The sequence below is a fragment of the Mesorhizobium zhangyense genome, from assembly GCF_011045115.1.
GTDB lineage: Bacteria > Pseudomonadota > Alphaproteobacteria > Rhizobiales > Rhizobiaceae > Mesorhizobium_M > Mesorhizobium_M zhangyense.
Genome location: NZ_JAAKZG010000027.1, coordinates 13985 through 33030 on the forward strand (window position 1 = coordinate 13985; position 19046 = coordinate 33030).

At 59.2% G+C, this 19046-nt stretch carries 19 protein-coding genes and 1 pseudogene; 11 read left to right on the plus strand and 9 right to left on the minus strand.

All coding sequences use genetic code 11. The annotated features are described in order from the left end of the window. Nucleotides 1-48: 48 nt before the first annotated feature. From G6N74_RS29285 to G6N74_RS29305, 5 genes are all read right to left on the minus strand, one after another. Entirely contained in the window at nt 49-486 is a 438-nt protein-coding gene (locus G6N74_RS29285; RefSeq protein ID WP_205826919.1) for a hypothetical protein, read from the minus strand. A gap of 75 nt (nt 487-561) precedes the next feature. Further along, nucleotides 562-1137, minus strand: coding sequence for a DUF924 family protein (locus tag G6N74_RS29290; protein WP_376767770.1), 576 nt, complete (start codon nt 1135-1137; stop codon nt 562-564). Further along, entirely contained in the window at nt 1134-2939 is a 1806-nt protein-coding gene (locus tag G6N74_RS29295; RefSeq protein ID WP_165121525.1) for a monovalent cation:proton antiporter-2 (CPA2) family protein, read from the minus strand. Before G6N74_RS29295 ends, G6N74_RS29290 begins: the two co-directional genes overlap by 4 nt. A 3-nt stretch (nt 2940-2942) precedes the next feature. Continuing rightward, nucleotides 2943-3212: a hypothetical protein gene (locus G6N74_RS29300; RefSeq protein WP_165121526.1), complete on the minus strand. Its 270-nt coding sequence runs from the start codon at nt 3210-3212 to the stop codon at nt 2943-2945. Nucleotides 3213-3292: 80 nt separating this feature from the next. Continuing rightward, nucleotides 3293-4066 (minus strand): SDR family oxidoreductase, encoded by a 774-nt coding sequence (locus G6N74_RS29305; protein WP_165121527.1) that lies wholly within the window; start codon nt 4064-4066, stop codon nt 3293-3295. Between the two features lie 142 nt (nt 4067-4208). On the opposite strand from G6N74_RS29305, the gene G6N74_RS29310 reads away from it, so the two are divergent. Beyond that, complete coding sequence (locus G6N74_RS29310) at nt 4209-5111, plus strand: LysR family transcriptional regulator (RefSeq protein ID WP_165121528.1); 903 nt, start codon at nt 4209-4211, stop codon at nt 5109-5111. A 177-nt stretch (nt 5112-5288) separates the two neighbouring features. On the opposite strand, the gene G6N74_RS29315 is transcribed toward G6N74_RS29310, so the two are convergent. Continuing rightward, nucleotides 5289-6200: a LysR family transcriptional regulator gene (locus tag G6N74_RS29315; protein ID WP_165121529.1), complete on the minus strand. Its 912-nt coding sequence runs from the start codon at nt 6198-6200 to the stop codon at nt 5289-5291. A gap of 101 nt (nt 6201-6301) precedes the next feature. On the opposite strand from G6N74_RS29315, the gene G6N74_RS29320 reads away from it, so the two are divergent. Next, the gene (locus G6N74_RS29320; protein WP_205826920.1) at nt 6302-7345 is read left to right on the plus strand and encodes a zinc-dependent alcohol dehydrogenase family protein; all 1044 of its coding nucleotides are present in this window, start codon (nt 6302-6304) and stop codon (nt 7343-7345) included. Nucleotides 7346-7580: 235 nt separating this feature from the next. Here G6N74_RS29320 and G6N74_RS29325 read toward each other — a convergent pair whose 3' ends face one another. The 3 genes and pseudogenes from G6N74_RS29325 to G6N74_RS29335 all read right to left on the minus strand — a co-directional run bounded on the left by G6N74_RS29325 (nt 7581) and on the right by G6N74_RS29335 (nt 9893). Next, entirely contained in the window at nt 7581-7925 is a 345-nt protein-coding gene (locus G6N74_RS29325; protein WP_091916936.1) for a hypothetical protein, read from the minus strand. Next, a pseudogene (locus tag G6N74_RS29330) lies at nt 7925-9015 on the minus strand (IS5 family transposase). Before G6N74_RS29330 ends, G6N74_RS29325 begins: the two are co-directional and overlap by 1 nt. Before the next feature lie 392 nt (nt 9016-9407). Further along, nucleotides 9408-9893 (minus strand): HIT family protein, encoded by a 486-nt coding sequence (locus tag G6N74_RS29335; RefSeq protein ID WP_165121530.1) that lies wholly within the window; start codon nt 9891-9893, stop codon nt 9408-9410. Nucleotides 9894-10150: 257 nt separating this feature from the next. Here G6N74_RS29335 and G6N74_RS29340 point away from each other — a divergent pair, with 257 nt between their 5' ends. The 9 genes from G6N74_RS29340 to G6N74_RS29380 all read left to right on the plus strand — a co-directional run. Continuing rightward, nucleotides 10151-11128, plus strand: coding sequence for a Bug family tripartite tricarboxylate transporter substrate binding protein (locus G6N74_RS29340; protein WP_165121531.1), 978 nt, complete (start codon nt 10151-10153; stop codon nt 11126-11128). Between the two features lies 1 nt (nt 11129). Beyond that, on the plus strand, nt 11130-11648 hold the full coding sequence (locus tag G6N74_RS29345; protein ID WP_165121532.1) for a tripartite tricarboxylate transporter TctB family protein: 519 nt from the start codon (nt 11130-11132) through the stop codon (nt 11646-11648). Then, the gene (locus G6N74_RS29350) at nt 11636-13153 is read left to right on the plus strand and encodes a tripartite tricarboxylate transporter permease (RefSeq protein ID WP_165121533.1); all 1518 of its coding nucleotides are present in this window, start codon (nt 11636-11638) and stop codon (nt 13151-13153) included. The genes G6N74_RS29345 and G6N74_RS29350 overlap by 13 nt, the downstream gene beginning before the upstream one ends. Continuing rightward, a complete protein-coding gene (locus G6N74_RS29355) occupies nt 13154-14071 on the plus strand; it encodes a LysR substrate-binding domain-containing protein (protein WP_165121534.1) in 918 nt (305 codons plus the stop codon). A 154-nt stretch (nt 14072-14225) separates the two neighbouring features. After that, the gene (locus G6N74_RS29360) at nt 14226-15419 is read left to right on the plus strand and encodes a CaiB/BaiF CoA transferase family protein (protein ID WP_205826921.1); all 1194 of its coding nucleotides are present in this window, start codon (nt 14226-14228) and stop codon (nt 15417-15419) included. Beyond that, the gene (locus G6N74_RS29365; RefSeq protein ID WP_165121535.1) at nt 15416-16198 is read left to right on the plus strand and encodes a citryl-CoA lyase; all 783 of its coding nucleotides are present in this window, start codon (nt 15416-15418) and stop codon (nt 16196-16198) included. The genes G6N74_RS29360 and G6N74_RS29365 overlap by 4 nt, the downstream gene beginning before the upstream one ends. A gap of 14 nt (nt 16199-16212) precedes the next feature. Continuing rightward, nucleotides 16213-17085 carry a phosphonopyruvate hydrolase gene (locus G6N74_RS29370; protein ID WP_165121536.1) on the plus strand — a complete coding sequence of 291 codons (873 nt, stop codon included), beginning with the start codon at nt 16213-16215 and terminating at the stop codon, nt 17083-17085. Between the two features lie 109 nt (nt 17086-17194). Next, nucleotides 17195-18832, plus strand: coding sequence for a Na/Pi cotransporter family protein (locus tag G6N74_RS29375; RefSeq protein ID WP_165121537.1), 1638 nt, complete (start codon nt 17195-17197; stop codon nt 18830-18832). A gap of 105 nt (nt 18833-18937) precedes the next feature. Continuing rightward, nucleotides 18938-19046, plus strand: a 109-nt coding sequence (locus G6N74_RS29380; RefSeq protein WP_165121538.1) for a LysR family transcriptional regulator, incomplete at its 3' end; no start/stop codon positions are given.

Genomic DNA, 19046 nt, shown 5'->3' on the forward strand with positions numbered 1-19046 from the left:
GGCGGAGAACGCCGCTGCAAAATGCCCGGAAGCTATTTGTCGCCGAAACTACTCCAGCGTGAACGTGTCGGCACTGCACGCGCCCAACACGTCCGGCGTGTATTTGCGCCAGTCATCGATGCTGAGCATCCCGATGCGAACAGCGCCATCCCCGAGCTGATGGCTCATGTCCATGACGGTAAGCCATCGCACCGGCTCATCGCAAAAGCCGTTCTTGCCCTTGTTTTGCGAGAAGAACGCGTCAGCATTGAGGACCTTGTATACGTTTCCGCCGTAGTCCGCATCGCTGCCGTTGTTCCAGACGTCGGCGTACTGGAGCTTCAGTTCCCCTTTGAGCTTGGAGAAACTCGCCGACGTGCGACTGAGCTTCATTGTGTTTCCCAAGGTCGAAGACGTGCCATCGGACAGGGCAGAATAGGAGCGCGCATTGTCGGTCGGCATGGGGTCGATTTTTGATTTCGCGGCGGCGCCGAAGGCAAACAGCAAGCCAACGGGAGCTGCGACTAGTAGGCCGGTCAACGTCCTGCGTCTGGATTTTGTCATGGATTTTCCTCTCTCTATCTATCCCTGAAAGCCGCCTGCTTCGAGAAACCCAGCTTCCTGCGCAGTTGCGGCGCGGCCCAACATGAAATTGCGGTGCGGAAAGCGTCCAAAACGGCGGATGATGTCGCGGTGGCCTTCAGCGTGATCGAGCCATGGCTGCCCCAATCGAGCATTGAGTTTCACCGATAGGTCCTGGTCGGCGATATCTTCCGAATGCGCGAAGGGCAGGCAGAAGAACAGCCGCAGATCCGGCTCGACCTGCTCCATGTGCCCGGCATCGAGCGCCAGACGGGCGTAGTGCCGCGCCAATGGGTCGGTCGCATACATGTGCGCTGTCCCGCGAAACGCATTGCGCGGGAACTGGTCGGTCAGGATCAGCAAGGCGAGAGCGCCTTTCGGGTTTTCGATCCAGCCGTCATGTCGCCGCGCCGCGACCGCCATGTGAAGATCGAAGTAGCGGTCCCGGAAGATGCGATCGAAACCCTCATCCTTGTCGAACCACCGACCTAGCGCCCCAGCGTCCTTCCAGAAGCCGACGACCTCCGAAATCAGCTCCTCGTCTCCTCGGGGTCGCATCCTGAGCGCGGCGATCATGATGAAGCCTCCCGCTCCGTAGGCTGGCCCTTACCTGGAGCATTGCCATGGATCAGGTCGCGGCCGGCATAGATGCCGTCGGCGGTCTCAAGGGCGAAGCGCTCGGAATCGCGTCGGCGAACGTCCTCCATCACGCGCACGCGTTCCTCCTCGTCCACATCCATCATTTCAAGCGCCTTCTGGCCGAGTGCCAGCGCCGATTCGAAGGTCTCACGGATCTGATAGTCGACGCCTGCATGGATCAGTTCAATGGCATGCTCGCGATCGAAGGAGCGCGCCAGCACCGGCACCAGCGGGAACTCTGCCTTGACTAGTTCCGCGATCTTCAGACTCGCCTCGCGGTCATTGACGGCGATGACGACGAGGCGGGCGTCAGGGGCGCCGGCAGCATGAAGGATGTCGAGGCGCGCTCCGTCGCCAAAATAGACCTTGAACCCGAAATCCTGCGCATCGCGGATGGCGTCCGTGTCGGTCTCGATGATGGAGATCGAGCAACCATTCGCCAGCAGCGGCTGACTGACGATCTGGCCGAAGCGACCGAAGCCGATCAGGAGAGCGCTGGCTGATAAGCCGTCGGCGGCCTCGACCCCGTCCATCGATGGCGCAGGCTTCGGCATCAACCGGTCGTGCAGGATGATCATCAGCGGGGTGAGCGCCATCGAGACGATGATGGTCGCCGTCAGGATGGCGTTGGCCTCGCCGTCGATGATGCCGACCGATGCGGCCGCAGCGTAGAGGACGAAGGCGAATTCGCCGCCCTGCGCCATCAGCACGGCGCGTTCGATCGCTTCCCGGTTGCCAGCCCGGAACAGGCGGGCGACCGCATAGATGCCAATGGTCTTCAGCATCATGTAGGCGATGACGGCGACGAGGATGAGACGCCAGTTGGCGGCGATCACCGCAAGATCGAGCGACATGCCGACGCCGAGGAAGAACAGGCCGAGCAGGATGCCGCGGAACGGCTCGACATCGGCCTCGAGCTGGTGGCGGAAGGAAGATTCCGACAGCAGCACGCCGGCCAGGAAGGCCCCCATCGCCATCGACAGGCCGCCCAGTTGCATGGCGAGCGCAGCGCCGAGCACGACGAAGAGCGCCGCTGCCGTCATCACCTCGCGCGCCCTGGCCTTGCCGAGAATACGAAACAGCGGGTCGAGCAGATAGCGGCCGGCAACGATCAAGCCAAAGATCGACGCGAGGCCGATGGCGACGCCAGTCAGCCGACTGGCGAGCGTGGCGTTCTCGCCGCCGGGCGCCAGAAAAGCGACAAGCGCCAGCAGCGGCACGATGGCCAGGTCCTCGAGCAGCAGGATCGCGACGATCCGCCGGCCTTTCGGCAGCCCCATCGCACGGCGCTCCTCGAGCATCTGCATGACGATAGCAGTCGAGGTCAGCACGAAGCCCGTGCCCGCGACGAAGCCCTGAGGCACCGAATAGCCGAGCGTCAGGCCGACACAGGTGAGCAGCCCGATGCACAACGCGACCTGGAGAAGGCCAAGACCGAAGATCTCACCCCGCATCGACCACAGCCGCGAGGGCTGCATCTCCAGCCCGATGATGAACAGGAACATGACGACGCCGAGCTCGGCGACGTGCAGGATTGATTGCGTATCGGAGAACAGGCCGACGCCGAACGGTCCGATCACTAATCCCGCGGCAAGATAACCGAGCACGGAACCGAGGCCGAGCCGCTTGAATAGCGGCACAGCGACGACCGCCGCGCCGAGCAACACGACGACCGGAATGAGATCGAAGCCGCCATGTGAGGCGGCCTCAGCAGCATGCGAAACAGTATTCGCGGCCATCGGTCAGCCCCTCGCCACTTGCCAGGCGACGAGCGCGGCGATGACAGCCGGCACGGCGAAGACGACGAGGAGGATCGGCAGTTCCTGCGCCACGGTGTAGCCAGCCTTGTTGAGGCCGACCCACATGTTGACGAGCGCCACGACCAGCCAGACAGGCACAAACACTTTCGCCGCCGCAGCGACCCCGGCGACATCTCCGCCCCAGAGCTTCCCGAACAGGGCGAACACGCCGAGCAGAAGGACGCCTCCGGTGATGACAAGCAGCATGTGCATGTATGGTCCTTCCCCTCGTAATGGCAAAAGATCGGCCTGGCTTTATGGACAGGCCGCCCCGAACTTGCTTGCCCGAGACCCTACTTGGTCGTGTAACCGCCATTGACGAGAATGGACTGGCCGGTCATCCACCAGCCCTCCGAGACCATGAAGCGGATATAGGGCACGATGTCCTCGATATCGGTCAACCCGGTCCTGGAGAAGTTGGACAGCGCCGCTGCGGTCTTGTGATAGGCGACCGCGTCCTCGCCCTCGGCCGGATAGAAGAAGGGCGTGTCCATCGGGCCGGGGCCGATCGCCGTCACCGAGATGCCGCGTTCACCGAACTCCTTGGACGCTGCCCGCGTGAAATGCTCGACCGGCGCCTTGGTGCCGGCATAGGCGGCGTAAAAGGGCGTGTAGGCGCCGAGCAGCGACGTGACCAGCGTGCAGACCTTGCCGTTGTCGTTGAGATGCTTGCCGGCTTCCTTGAGGAAGAAGAAGGCGGTCTTGGAATTCACCGCTGTCATCTCATCGTATTCCGCTTCCGAGATCTCGACGATCGGCTTCTTCAGAACCTTGCCGACGGTGTTGATGGCGATGTCCGGTTTGCCGATGGCGGCGACCGCGTCGGCAAAGAGTTTCTCCATCGCGCCGGCCGTGGTGAGGTCGGCCTGGAATGCGACGGCCTCGGCGCCGGCGGCCTTGACGGCGGCCACGGTCGCGTCGGCATCCGCCTTGGTCGAGGCGCTGTTGTAGTGGATGGCGATCGCCTTGGCGCCATGGGCGGCGAGATCGCGTGCAATCAGCCCGCCGAGGTTCTTCGCGCCGCCGGCGATGACGACGGTTTTGCCCTTGATGCTGTGGTCGGTCATGGGATGGCCTCCTTTGCCAATACGGCGACCACATCGGCGGCCGCTTTCGTTGGGAAAACATATCGTCTAGGATTGGCTGATAAAGATGGTCATTCTGACATCACCTGTCAGAATATCGGCACAATGAAGGACCGCTCTCACATTGGATCGTATCGACCTATTCCGCGTCTTCACCCGCGTCGTCGAATGTTCGAGTTTCACTCGCGCCGCCGACACGCTCGGGATCCCGCGCTCATCGGTGTCGGCGGCCGTGCAGGAGCTGGAGAGTCGCGTCGGCGCGCGCCTGCTTCATCGCACCACCCGCAAGGTCTCGCCGACGCAGGACGGCACGGCCTTCTACGATCGCTGCCTGCGTGTCATCGCCGATGTTGAGGATACGGAAAACCTGTTTCGGCAGACTGCGGCCCAGCCGTCAGGCAAGCTTCGGATCGATGTCCCGGGCCGCATTGGACGTCTCATCATTGCGCCGACGCTGCCGGAATTTCTCGATCTCTATCCGCAGATCGATATCGACCTTGGCGTCACCGATCGCGCGGTGAACCTGGTCGAGGACAGCGTCGATTGCGTGCTGCGCGTCGGGCCGCTCGACGATTCGGGACTGATCGCAAGGCCGATCGGCAGGCTGCTGCTCATCAATGTCGCCAGCCCCGCCTATCTGAAGCGCCATGGCAACCCTGAAAGCCCTGACGATCTCGGCGACCATTGGGCTGTCAACTACGCTTCGCCCTCCAATGGCAGAGTCGAGGACTGGGAATGGGTAGAGCATGACGCGCTGCGTACTATGCCGATGCGTGGCCGGGTCACCGTCAACAGCGCCGAGGCGTACATCGCCTGCTGCCTTGCGGGCCTCGGCTTGATCCAAATCCCGGCTTATGACGTTCGCATCCATCTGGACGCGGGTGAACTGGTTGAAGTCATGCCGAGTCACCGGGCCGAGGCCATGCCCATGACATTACTCTATCCACACAGGCAGCATCTTTCGCGACGAGTGCAGGTCTTCGCCGATTGGCTTGAGGCGCTGCTCAAACGGCAGCTCTTGAAATAGGCGGCCCGCTACGTGCAGTCCGATCACTGTCGACTACATTCGTGTGACAATAAAGGATGTTGGCGGGAAGGCATTTCTTGAAAATGGCGAAGTCAGCCAAAGTGGCGGGCCACGCCCGATGAAGATGAGAAATACGTCTACTCTATAGCCCTCTAACGCCGCCTTTTTTCGAGCCGGTCAGGTGGGTGGCATCAACGCCTCGACGAGCGCATCCACGACCACGCGCACCTTGGGAGCCAGATCACGCGAGCGCGGCCAAAGCGCGGAAATGGGGCCATCTTCCGTGGGGGTGGGAATTGGCACCACCTCAAGCCGCCCGCTGCGGAGATCGTCCGCCGCAAGCCAGGTCGAGAGATAGGCTAGCCCCAGTCCGTTCACGGTTGCGTCCCGTAGAGCCTCGCCATGGCTGATCGTGTGGCGCGGCTGGATGACGAACGAGCGGACGTTTCCATCCGGGCCGGAAACCGCCCATGGCAGAGGGCGGCCATCCTTGGCGAAGGCGAGACAGTCGTGATCGACGAGTTCCTCCAAGGAGGTCGGACGCCCCCGACGGTCAAGATAGGTCGGCGCGGCGCAGATGATTGAGCATTGCGTACCAATGCGCCGCCCGATCAGGCTGGCATAATCTCCAGGGTCGCCAAGCCGGACCACAAGGTCGATGCTTTCCTCGACGAGATCAACTTGGCGGTCCGTGAATGAGATATCGAGATTGAGATCGGGGTTCCTGTCCGCGACCTCCTTGAGCACGGGCATAACGCACAACCGGCCGAACGAGATCGGCAGATTGATCCGCAAGGTTCCCGAGACGACGCGCGTTCGCGAGGCCAGCAGTGTCTCCGCTGCATTCAGTTCCTCCAGCACCTTGAGGCAGCTCTGGTAATAGGCCTGCCCCTCGGCCGTTAGGTTCAGACTGCGCGTGGTGCGGTCCAGCAGCCGGATGCCGAGACGCTCTTCGAGACGCGCCACACTCTTGCCGGTCGCGGATTTCGACACGCCCATGCGTGCGGCGGCGGCCGTGAAACTGCCCGCTTCCACCGCATGCACGAAGGCGGAAATGCCTTGAAGGTGGGAATGAATGTTCAGGCTCATCGGATTGGCGATCATATGGAGGAAGTGTTCGCAAAATACATCGCAACCACATCCATGTGATTGTCAATAAGGTCCTCGCTTAACATGTGAAAGGACCGACCATGAGCGAGACAATGAAACGATGGCAGTTGCCGTCATTCGGACTGAAGAACCTGGAATTGGCCGAGGCGCCAGTGCCTGGGCCGGGCAGCAACGAACTCCTGATCCGGGTTGCGGCGGTCTCCCTCAACTATCGTGACAAACTGGTGGTCGAAGGCGAGTTGCTGCCCGACAGGCCAACCATGCCGTTCGTTCCGGTATCGGACATGGCGGGAGAGGTCGTGGCAACCGGCGCTGACGTATCGCGATTCAAGGTCGGCGATCGGGTGCTCGGAAACTTCTGGACGCAATGGATCGACGGTGAGCCGCCACGGGAGATGGCCCGGCATGGCCTGTCGCTCGGCGGACCGCTGCCAGGCATGTTGGCTGAATATGTGACGCTACACGAGGGCGTCGCCGTCAAGGCGCCCGCGTCGTTGACGGACGAGGAAGCCTCCACCTTGCCGGTTGCGGCGTTGACGGCATGGTCCGCCCTGATCGAGACAGGTCATCTGAAAGCGGGCCAGACGGTTCTGGTGCAGGGCACCGGCGGCGTTGCTCTGTTCGGACTTCAGTTTGCGCAGGCCTTCGGAGCCCGTGTGATCGTCACCTCGCAGAGCACGGAGAAGCTGGGGCACGCGAAGGCGCTCGGCGCTTTCGGCGTGATCGATACGCGTGCCAACCCAGACTGGTCGGCTGCAGCGCTGGACCTGACCGACGGGCGTGGTGTCGATCATGTGCTCGAACTGATCGGCGGCGACAATATCAGCCGGTCGGCGGCCGCCCTGGCGAGCGGCGGGCGTATCGCCCAGATCGGCTTCATGAAGGGAGCGGAGATCGTGCTGTCAGCGGTTCCCATGATGCTCAAAAGGGCCATCATCCAGGGCATTTCGGTCGGGCATAGACGGGCTTTCGAGGTCATGAACCGCGCCATTGATGAACACGGCATCAAGCCGGTGATCGACAAGGTCTACGCCTTTGAGGATGCACGAGCGGCGTTCGATCATCTCGAACGCGGGCCGTTCGGTAAGGTGGTCGTTCGGTTCAAGAGTGAAGTTGAAAGCTGATTTTCAAATCCGCCCTGTCATGGCGTGCGGTGTTCGGCGGGGTTTGCGTAGCTATGGCGCAGGGTATCGCGCCATGGCGTAGAATCGGCGGGGCTGGCGGAACGGGAGGGATTCGAACTTAGAGGTTTTCTCCTCGTTTGACTTGAGAGCGAAATGCCAAGGTCAGTAAGTCGGATCCAGGGCCACAAACCTAAGCCGTCCAGCTAAAGCGGGCCCTAGCAGGCTGTTGAAGAAGTCAGTCGCGTTCGCAGACGAAGCCTGAATCGTCGCCGTTGTGAATGTAGAAGTGCCCGACGAGGCGGCCGGCGGTGCCCATTGCGGCCCATCCTCGACCGCAGACGGGGTCGTTGTCGTCTTGTCCTTCCCACGAGAACTCCGCGCAGGCCGATCCGTCGCGCGCGCCGTAGCGGACGTCGAGGAAGCCCTTGAGCGCGCCGAAGGCGATTTCGCCGTCCGTGGCGCCTTTGAAGCTGAGATGCGCCTCCTCGACCAGGCCGAGGAAGTCATTGTCCCAGTTGTCCATCTCGACAATGCGCCAGCGGCCGGCAAAGGCCTTGGCGAAGGCCGGAACCTTTGCCATCAGGCGGTCTCCGTCATGAGCTTGGGCAGCCGCACCAGATTGTAGGCGGCTGCCGCGAAGGTGAAGGCCCATCCGACACGGTCGCGACCGCGGAACTTCGTCTTGTCCTGCCCCGCGACCGTCTTGATCCAGCCGAACGCCTCCTCGATGCGCTTCCTGATGCGCTGGCTGGCGGCATAGCCGCCGTGGCGGGTCGTGCGGCCGTCGATCGCCGAACGTCGGCCGCTGGTGTTCCGCGCCACGTGCGGCGTCACCTTCATCGAGCGCAACTCGTTGACGAGGTCCTCCGTGTCGTAAGCCTTGTCGGCGCCGAGCGTGATCCGCGTGGCCGATCGGCCAGGGGCTCGATCATATGCAGCGCCGCCACCCACTCGGCATGCCCGTCGGCGAAGGTCAGGCAGGCGTCGACCAGAAGACCGTGGCGGTTCTCCATCAGGCCATGCCCCATGAAGCACAGCTTCGCCTCCTTGCCCTTGCCCTTCTTGTAGAGTCTGGCCTCCGGGTCGGTGGTCGAGCCATGGGTGTCGTTGGCCCGCTTCTGCCCGTGGAAATCCGCTTCGGCATTGCGCCCACCGCCTTGAACCGGCGGCTCACCGGAGCCATCCCTCGGCTTGACGCTCTTCATCGACGCCCAGGCCTCGATCAGCGTGCCGTCGACCGAGAAGTGATCGCTCGACAGAAGCCGCTTGACCCTGGGCTGCGCCAGCACCGCCGCCAGGAACTTCGCCGCGATGTCGCCTTCCAGCAGCCGGTCGCGGTTCTTTGAGAATGTCGAGTGGTTCCACGCCGCGTCATCAACCCCGATGCCGACGAACCAGCGGAACAGAAGATCGTATTCCAGCCGCTCCATCAGGAGCCGTTCCGAGCGGATCGAGTAGAACGCCTGAAGGAGCATCGCCCGCAGCAGCTTCTCCGGCGGGATCGACGGCCGCCCGATCGGAGAATAGAGCGCCGCAAACTCCCCTTTCAACGCGTCGAGCGCCTCGTTCACGATCATCCGGATCGCTCGCAGCGGATGGTCGCGCCGAACCCGAGCCTCCAGATCCACGTAGCTGAAAAGCTCGCCCGTCCGCTTGTCCTCACCGCGCATGCATCGGTCTCCGAATCCCTTCGAAGACAATGAATCACGGCGAACGCCCTGCGGCGAGCGGCTTTTTCAACAGCCTGCTAGAGGGCAATAGAGTAGACGTAGTTATCATCATCACCCGGCGCAGCGCGCCAGATTCTACAACAAATTCAAATTGTTACTTTTCGTACGATTCTCATTGCCGCTTGGGCTAGGGAAATTGCAACCACATTGCAACGAAGGCGATGGAAGCTGAACTCGGGTCGCAACATCGTCTCACAACGGAGAACGTGTGGGCGAAGCTATTGCCGCTCGATCACGCCCATCGGACGACGACATCGCCAGCAGCGTCTTGTGGATATTGTGCGCCGGGACGGGATACCATGTGATGGACTAACTCGATGCACATCAAGCAGCTAACCAATATAATTTCGCAGCTGGCTGACCATTGATCGGTAGTCTTCGTCGCGCAGCACAATTCTACCCGCGTTCTGGAATATCCGTGCGTGTCCCGGTCGGTCTCCCAAAAAACGCGGCTTTATGTGGCAGTGCAAATGCGGGACGACATTGCCCTGGATTTCAAGATTGATTTTGATGGGCGAGAGAACGCGTTGAAGCGCCTGGCTTGCATCAGCGATATCATCGACGAATCTGCTACGAACTTCCTTCTCCAATTCGAACAGCTCGACCGCATGGCTGCTCAGGACAAGAATGCTATAGCCTCTGATATACTGATTTTGGCCCAATATCCACCGTGAAACCCTGAGATCGGCGACCTTGTGCCCTTCCGAACTTACGGCCGTGTCGGCCTCAAGCAGACTGCATAGTTCACACGCTGTGCCTGTAATGCGGTTTTGCCATTTCTGGTCGAGTTTCCATTCTGCCTCTCTGTCATCGTTCATTTTGGTTCAATGCCCATGTCGGCGGCGGATCGCCTCAGCCAATGTCCCTACAGATGCAGTGACAAAGTAGTCGATAAAAATTTCCTTGTCCCTTCATCAGAGAAGCCGACAGACTGACCGCGCTTCACATGCACCACTTGTCGAACAACAAGTTTATTTTCATGGCCTTGCGACCGGCAGCAGGGAGATTGTCATGGGACTGTCAAGCAGATTGCACAAGGAGGGTGCGCTTGACAGATCAGCAAGGGAGAGATGACATGATCAATCGACGTAATATGCTTTTGGCGACTGCCGCTGTTTTTGGAACGGCGCAACTGACTGCACCCCGCCAAACTTTCGCTCAGGATTCGGTGTTTGACCGATTCAGCCTGTTTGTGCCGTCTGGTGTCGGTGGAGGCTGGGACGGTGTGGCTCGAGCAATCGACCAAGTTGGGCGTAAAGCGGGACTGCTCTCGCAAGTCACCATTGACAATGTTCCGGGTGCGGGCGGAACGGTCGGCCTGCCGCTGTTCATAAATCAACATCGGGGCCGCGATAGCTCCCTGATGATTGCCGGCAACGTTATGATGGCAGCCATCATCACGAATAAGACCCCCTACGGCTTGCAGGATGTTACTCCTGTCGCCAGGTTAACGCAGGAAGCCAGTGTAATTGCGGTCGGTGCTTCCAGCCCCTACCAGACAATCGACGACCTAGTTGACGCGCTAAAGAAGAACCCGGGTCTTCCTATTGGCGGAGGGTCAGCTGGTGGAATCGACCACATTATCCTTGGCTTAACTCTGAAGGCGATCGGCGCCGACGTGACCAAGGCCAATTACGTCGCTTTCTCGGAAAAGGCCCAAGCTATGGCCTCGATGATGGAGAACCAAGTTCATGCCGCTTTGAGCGGTTACTCTGAGTATGCCGAACAAATCAGGGCTGGTAATCTGCGCGCGCTGGCAACAACTGGAGAGCTTCCGTTGGAAGGGGCAGGCGTTCCAACGCTCAAGCAGATCGGTATTGACGTTGCACTGACAAGTTGGCGCGGCGTATTTGCTCCCCCGGAAGTTTCAGAAGAACAAGTTGCAAGGTTGGTGGGGCTCATAACGGCGGTTCACGACCAGCCGGATTGGAAGCAAATACTCAAAGACCGGCAATGGGACGATGCGTTTGCGACGGGTCCCGATCTCAAGGCAGCCATCGCCAATGATCGTGCGGCTATACAAACGGCCTTAAAGGCAATCGGTCTAGCCTAACATGACGAAATTTGCACGACTTCGGCGTTCAGGGGCATTACCTGACGTCATCATCGGCGTTGCCATGGTGCTACTAGCAGTGGCCATGGCGATGGCGATCGCGACGATTAAGACATCCCCAGGATATGCCTACGTTGGCCCCAGGGTGTTTCCGTTCGCGGTAGCCTTGTTCCTGGGCCTCGTGGGCATGGGTCTCGCGATCTCGGCATTTCTTGGCGTAGACGGGAGCGGCTCTGCTGATTTTCCCGACACGTCTCCTGGAAAGCCAAGCCCAACCATGGCGTGGGTCGTTGGTGGCTTAGTCGCCAATTTGGTTGGACTTGCTTTGCTTGGATTCGTGTTTGCGGCGATCATCCAATACGTCATGACCGCTCGCGGTTTTGGAAGTCGCAGATGGAGGCTCGACGCCGTCTGTGGGCTCGCTCTCGCTTCTTGCGCCTACTTACTGTTTTCGGAGGTCCTCAAGGTAAACATACCTGCCGGTCCCGTACTGGAGCTAATACATAAATGGATAATCTAGTTTCGCTTGCATATGGCTTCAGCCAAGCAATGACGCCGATAAACATCGCGTGGGCGTTCCTGGGCTGCTTCGTGGGTACAGCGATCGGGGTTCTCCCTGGCATTGGACCCGCATTAACGATAGCAGTTCTATTGCCTATTACGGCGCAGGTACCGGCTAGTGCCGCGTTTATTTTTTTTGCGGGCATTTACTACGGTGCTGGCTACGGCGGCTCGACAACATCGATTCTGCTGAACATCCCGGGCGAAAGCTCAACGGTCATAACGGCAATTGAGGGCCACCAGATGGCGCTCAACGGACGCGCTGGGCCTGCTTTGGCCACTGCCGCGATAGGGAGCTTCGTTGCCGGCACAATTGGAACTGTTGCCCTCACGGTGTTTGGTCCGCTCGTGGCCCAGATAGGCCTTAAGTTCGGCCCGACCGAAATGTTTGCTATCATGATTTTCGCATTCATGACATCGGCCGCGGTTCTCGGTAATTCGATGCTCCGAGGGCTCGCATCACTTGGCATTGGCTTGAGTTTGGGCATCGTGGGGGTGGATTTGCAGACAGGACAATCCCGCCTAACCTTCGGTGTTCCAGAGCTTCTCGACGGTATTGACGTAATCATGGTTGCTGTCGCCCTGTTTGCAGTCGCCGAAACACTACACACGGCGCTGTTGTGGCGACCAGACGGAGTAACCGTGATCAAGCCTCAGGGGGCAATGTGGCTAACTCGACGGGACTGGCAGCGGAGTTGGAAGCCTTGGTTGCGTGGAGCTGCGGTTGGCTTCCCGCTGGGCGCACTACCACTGGGCGGCGGAGAAATCCCCACCTTTGTATCCTACGCTCTGGAGAAGCGGTTATCCAAGCGGCCAGACAAATTTGGCCGTGGGGCCATCGAAGGTGTGGCTGGGCCTGAAGCCGCCAACAATGCTGCCGGTGCAGGTGTTTTGGTGCCGATGCTCACTCTGGGTCTGCCGACATCAACGACGGCGGCGCTTTTGCTGACGGCCTTTCAGAACTACGGGATTCAGCCTGGACCATTCCTATTTGCCACCCAAGGACCGTTAATCTGGACCTTGATTGCGAGTCTCTATATCGGCAACGTCATTTTGCTGGTGCTGAATCTACCCCTGATCAGCTTATGGGTACGAATTTTGCGTATTCCCCCGCATCACTTCTTTGCTGGGGTCCTGATCTTCGTCACAATCGGCGTTTACGGGATCAGCGGTTCGATATTCGACGTTGCGCTTCTTTATCTTATCGGCGGAATCGGTCTTGTCATGCGCAGATACGGATTTCCACCTGCGCCTGTCATTATCGGTTTGGTTCTGGGGCCGTTGCTGGAGCAATCCTTCAGACAATCAATTGCGATAGGCCAAGGTGATCCGGGGGTGTTCCTCTCTCGTCCGATCGCTTGCGCTTTGCTGGTGGTCGCTCTGATTATTCCTATTCTGATCGGTATCATGTCGCTCATTAATTGGATCAAGCAACCGCCGGTCGGCGTAGACTCGGGGTCGTGAATGCTGAAAAAGGACGCGCGGCTGAGAGCATTCCACACCGTTGTTACGCTCGGCAGCTTTACAAGAGCAGCAGACGCACTTTCGCTGAGTCAGCAAGCAGTGTCGTTCCAAGTCAAATCCCTTGAGGACGAACTTGGAACGCGGCTACTGCAAAGGCAGGGGAAGAACATTGGCCTAACCGAAACCGGCGAGATATTGTTTCGCTACGCCAAACAGATTCTCGATCTATACTCGGCGGCCGAAGACGCCTTGGCCAAAAAAACTGGATCGATGGGAGGATCGTTGAGCATCGGGGCGACCGGGAGTATCGCCAAATACTGTCTGCCAAGAGCGATTGGAGAGTTCCGCAAGGCTCATCAATCGGTGACAGTTGCAGTCTCGGTGGCCAACTCAGAGCGAGTCGCCGAGCTTCTATCTCAGGAGGCTGTTGACTTAGGGATCATCAGCGGCGGCTCAGTAGAGCTCAGTCGTTTCATAGTCGAACCGTTCTTCGAGGATGAGCTAGTTTTCATTGCGGCCAGCAAAAATCCCCTGACTTCAAGAAAATCGTTGTCGTTGCGTGAACTTTTGGCTTCCCAGTTTATCATCCGCGAAAAAGGCTCGGGTACCAGAGACCTCATGGAAGGATATTTTCGCGATCGCGGCATCGATGGATCTGCACTTTCCGTGTCGACGATGATGGGCAGCACGGATGCTGTCAAAGCGTCTGTGGCGTCTTCAGACGGAATCGCGATGGTTTCCAAGCTATCTCTAGGGGGGCCCGGAAACGAGGATTTAACGATATTGGATGTCGAGACCGATCCCCTCGTTCGCAGTTTCTACATCGTGCGGCTGCGTGACAGCTACTTGCGTCGTGTTCTAGATCACTTCGTTAGAGCATTGCGCACCAGCAATTCGTTCCGGTCCCCGGGACATTAGCGCGGCCAATCCAGCAATAAAGCAGAGTCATCGCGGTCCGTCGATATTCACGGATGATGCATTCCCACAATTTACTAGACTGGCCACAAAGACGATCTGTTAGATTTCGTCACCCTGCTCCGCCATTGTTCCTACCATCAAACAGGAGGAGCGTGTGCAGAAAGCAGCACTAGCAGGAATAAGAGTTCTCGATCTATCGAGACTCGTTGCGGGGAACATGGCAACCCTGCAGCTCGCCGACTTTGGCGCAGATGTTATTAAGATTGAGCAGCCTGGAACTGGCGATCCACTTCGCCAGTGGCGGAAAAGCAATCTTGACCTGTGGTGGCGGGAATATGGCCGAAACAAGCGCAGCCTATCCTTGAATCTTAAGTCACCGCGTGGCCGGGCGATTCTGCTCAAGCTCGTTGCCCAGTCGGACGTGCTCGTCGAAAACTTCATTCCTGGAAAGCTTATAGAGATCGGTCTCTCCTACGATATTCTTCTGGAGACCAATCCCAAACTCGTGATCCTCAGCATAACCGCCTGGGGACACGATGGTCCCTACCGAGACAAGCCTGGGTTCGGTACTCTCGTCGAGGCGATGAGCGGTTTTGCTTCCATGCTCGGCTTTGCAGACCGCCCACCAACCCTGCCACCCATCCCAATCGCGGATATGATCACCGGCCTTTATGGGGCGCTGGCTTGCATGATGGCCCTTCGCCACCGCGACGCGACAGGCGCGGGGCAAGTCATTGACCTGTCACTGTTAGAAGCAATGTATTCTGTGTTGGGCCCGGTTGCGGCAGAGTACGAGAGAACAGGCAAGTTTCCAAAAAGGAATGGAAACCGTTCGCCAAATTCGGCGCCGCGCAACAGTTACAAGACATTGGACGACAAATGGATCGCACTTTCGGCTTCTACGCCGCTGATGGCTGAGAAACTGTTCAAATCCGTCGGGTTGGAGGACGTGCTGCAGGACGAGCGCTTTAGCACTAATGAGGCGCGGGTCCGAAATGGAGATGAGACCGACACGATCGTGGCTAATGCGATACGAAAGTTCACTTTGTCCGACCTGATGGCGCTCTTCGACGAAACTGGAGTTGCAGGAGCACCAATTTACGACGTTCCGCAATTCGTGGAGGATCCGCATGTTAAGGAGCGCGGTATCTTAATCGAGGTGAATGATCCGAAGCTGGGATCATATAGGATGCATGCTCCACTACCTCGCTTCAGCAGTTCGCCCGGCGCAATTCGCTTCCCCGGCGCTAGGCTCGGCCAGCACAATCAAGAGATATTGTCTTCCCTACTGAATCTGGAGGAGGCCGATATCAACGAGTTGCAGGCCGCCGGAGTTATCGGATCATGAGCCGATCTCCGTTTGCATCCCCTGAGCTTTGGCCAACGGCCATCACGACTTTCGACCATGATGACATCGTCATCCGTGGTAAAAAGGTCGAAGACTTAATGGGACATGGTAATTTCGGTGACATTGCCTTCCTGCTTCTAAGCGGCCGTATGCCGTCTCCCGCCGAATCAATGGTCTGGAACGCAGTGATGATCGCGTCGTGTGATCACGGACCCACCTCGCCCTCGACTTTCGCGGCAAGGGTCGTGGCAAGCGGTAATCGCCGGGCGCCGGAGGCTGGCGTCGCTGCCGGAATTCTCGCTATCGGTGATGCTCATGGTGGCGCTGGTGAGGAGGCCATGACTTACATTCGCGAGGCGTTGACGGTCAAGGCGATCGAAGGTCTATCCAGCGCGGCCGCCGCCGAGAAAATAGTGGATCGATACCGGCAGGCGGGGCTACGTCTTCCTGGCATGGGACATCGATTTCACGCCGTTGATCCTCGAACCAAGCGTCTTTGGGACCTTGCCCAACAGTGGGGCGTAGCGAGCGGGGGAGTCGCCATGATGGCTAAAATACAAATGGCGCTCTCAGCCTCAGTCGGTCGCGAGATGCCCGTAAACGTGGACGGGGCAATTGCGGCTGCCCTTGTAGACCTAGGTTTCGACCCTCCAATTGGACGCATGGCTTTTATTCTTGGAAGAGCCGCGGGCATTGCGTCGCACGTCCTTGAAGAACTGGCCCGAGAAAAACCGATGCGCTTCCGCTTCGACTTTTCCTATGACGGCCCTCAGCAATAGGTAGTGAACTGCAAATGGCAAAACTTTCCGATTTGCGTGATGCAATCGATCAAAAGCTGCTCGTAAGAGCAATGGCAGCCCACTCACCGCTCTCCGCATTGCTGGCAGAAGAGGCTGGCTTCGATGCACTTTGGGCCTCCGGCTTCGAGCTCTCGGCGCTCTACGGTCTAGCCGATGTCAGCCTGATATCGATGACACAGCATCTCGATATGGTGCGGGCGATGGGTGAGCAATCGTCGCTGCCGATCATCGCCGATATCGATACCGGTTTCGGCAACGCGATTAACGTAATCTACGCCATCGAGCAGTATGAACGTGCCGGTGCTGCTGCCGTCGTCATCGAGGACAAGACCTTTCCGAAGGTGACTAGTCTCGTAGCCGACGGCCGGCAAGATTTGCTGAGGCTTGAGGAATTCCAGGGCAAGATTCGCGCAGCGATTGCGACTCGGTCTGATCCTAACTTTCTGATCATCGCTCGCACAGAAGCGCTGATCGCAGGACTCGGCGAGGAAGAAGCACTAAAGCGCGCCGCGGCCTATGAGGCGGCGGGCGCCGACATGATCCTTGTCCACTCCAAGCAGAAGACCCCAGACGAGGTTGAGAGCTTCGTCCGCGCCTGGAGTGGGAAGGCGCCGGTCGCAATCGTTCCCACGGCCTACCCGGAAATGAACGAGGAACGCATCAAAACACTCGGTAAGATCGCCATCGTGATCTACGGCAACCATGCCATCCGCGCATCAGTGACAGCGATGAAGGATGTTTTCGCACGCATCCTCAAGGACGGCGGCATCCACAACGTCAACCGGGACATCGTCTCGGTAGAGGAGGTGTTCCGTTTGCAGAAGATGGATCAGGTCAAGGCCGACGAGAAGCGCTTCCTCGCCTGACACTGTCTGCGCCGGACTGAAGTCTTGAGGACCCCGCATTCGCTGCGTTCGCGTTGATGGCGCCGAGCCAGGGCGTTCGTCAAATCCGGTTCATATTAGGGACGTCCCAATGCTTGACCTGATTGGCGCTGTCGCACTGCTACTATGGGGTCTTCGGATGGTGAAGACCGGCGTGAGGCGGGCGTTTGGCGCCCGTCTGCGCCGCTGGATAGCGGCCGGCACACGTAACCGGCCGATGGCTTTCGGCGTCGGCCTTGCCGCCACTATGGCGCTGCAGAGCAGCACGGCTACTGCATTGATGACAGCCTCATTCGCTGGCAGTGGCTTTATGAACTCGGCCATGGCCCAGGCCATCATGCTTGGCGCCAACGTTGGCACCAGCCTGGTCACGCGGATTTTAGCCTTCGACATCCACTGGCTGGCGCCTCTGTTGGTCGCCGTCGGTGTCGGTATGTTTACCATCAGCGAAGCCAAGCCACACAAGGGGATCGCGCGGGCCGTGCTTGGCCTTGGTCTAATGCTACTGTCCCTCCACCTTCTCGGACAATCGACCGAACCGATGCGGCAGTCTGAAGTAGTGCGCGCTCTGATGGCATCACTTGATACGGTGCCGATGTTGGCCGTTATTGTCGCCGCCGTGCTGGCAATCAGCTCTTCATCGAGCCTCGCCATCGTCCTGCTCGTTATGTCGTTGGCTGCCAGCGGAACAGTCGGACCCAGTCTCGGCGTTACCCTGATTCTTGGCGCCAATCTCGGCGGCGCTATTCCTCCAGTGTTGGCTACGCTTGGTGATGGGCCGCCGGCGCGACGGGTGACAGTTGGCAATCTCGCCGTCCGGATGCTCGGCTGCGTGGTCATGTTGACCTTCGTCGATCAGGCGGCTTCGGCTCTCTCAGGCTTCGCCTCGGACCCAGCGCAACTCGTTGTTTACGCGCACATCGCATTCAATTTGCTGCTCGCCGCGATCATGATGCCGCTGCTCGATGCCTTTTCGTGGGCGATGCGCCGGCTGCTGCCGGAAACTCCGATGCAGGGCGACGGTTCTCGCCATCTCAATCAGGCAAGTCTCAGCAATCCGGCAATGGCGCTTGCCGGTGCAGTCCGAGAGACGCTGCATATCGGCGACAGCGTGATCAGCATGTTGCAAAAGAATCTGGAAGCGTTGCGCCGGAACGATACCAAGCTCTGCTCCGATATTGCTGCGATGGACGACGAGGTCGATCGCCTGAACGAACAGGTCAAGGTCTATCTCTCCAATCTGAACCGGACCATCCTCGAGGAGGATAATGCCCAACGTTCGGCCGAGATCGTTTCCTACGCCATCAATCTCGAACATATCGGCGACATCATCGATAAGAACCTGCGCGATCTGGTCGAGAAGAAGATCAGGAACCAGCTCAGCTTCTCAGCCGAAGGCGCCGCTGAAATCGAGGACTTCTATATGCGCACGCTGGAGAACCTGCGCATAGCGCAGAGCGTCTTCGTCGCCCGTGATGTCGGCCTTGCTCGGCAGCTCGTCGGCATGAAGGTCGATGTTCGGCATTACGAGCAGCAATCAGCGGCGAACCATCTCCATCGCCTGCGCGACGGCAGGATAGAGAGCGTCCAGACCAGTGCGCTGCACCTCGACATCCTGCGCGACCTCAAGCGCATCAATGCCCACGTCACTTCCATCGCCTATCCCATTTTGAAGGAAGCGGGTGAGCTGCGTGATTCGCGTCTGATAGAGGCGAAAGGTCCGGCATAGATCCGACCAAGAATTTGGGTTCGGCAAGGGAAGGGATCAAATGAGCGCTTCGGGGAGCCAGATGTCTTGTGGGGCGCCGACAGCGTACCGACCAGGAGGAAACAGTTGGACATGCGTCATCTTCGACACTTCGTGGCGGTTGCCGAGGAATTGCACTTCACGCGGGCGGCTGCGCGCCTCGCCATCGAGCAATCCCCCCGGTTCTGTTGCAACG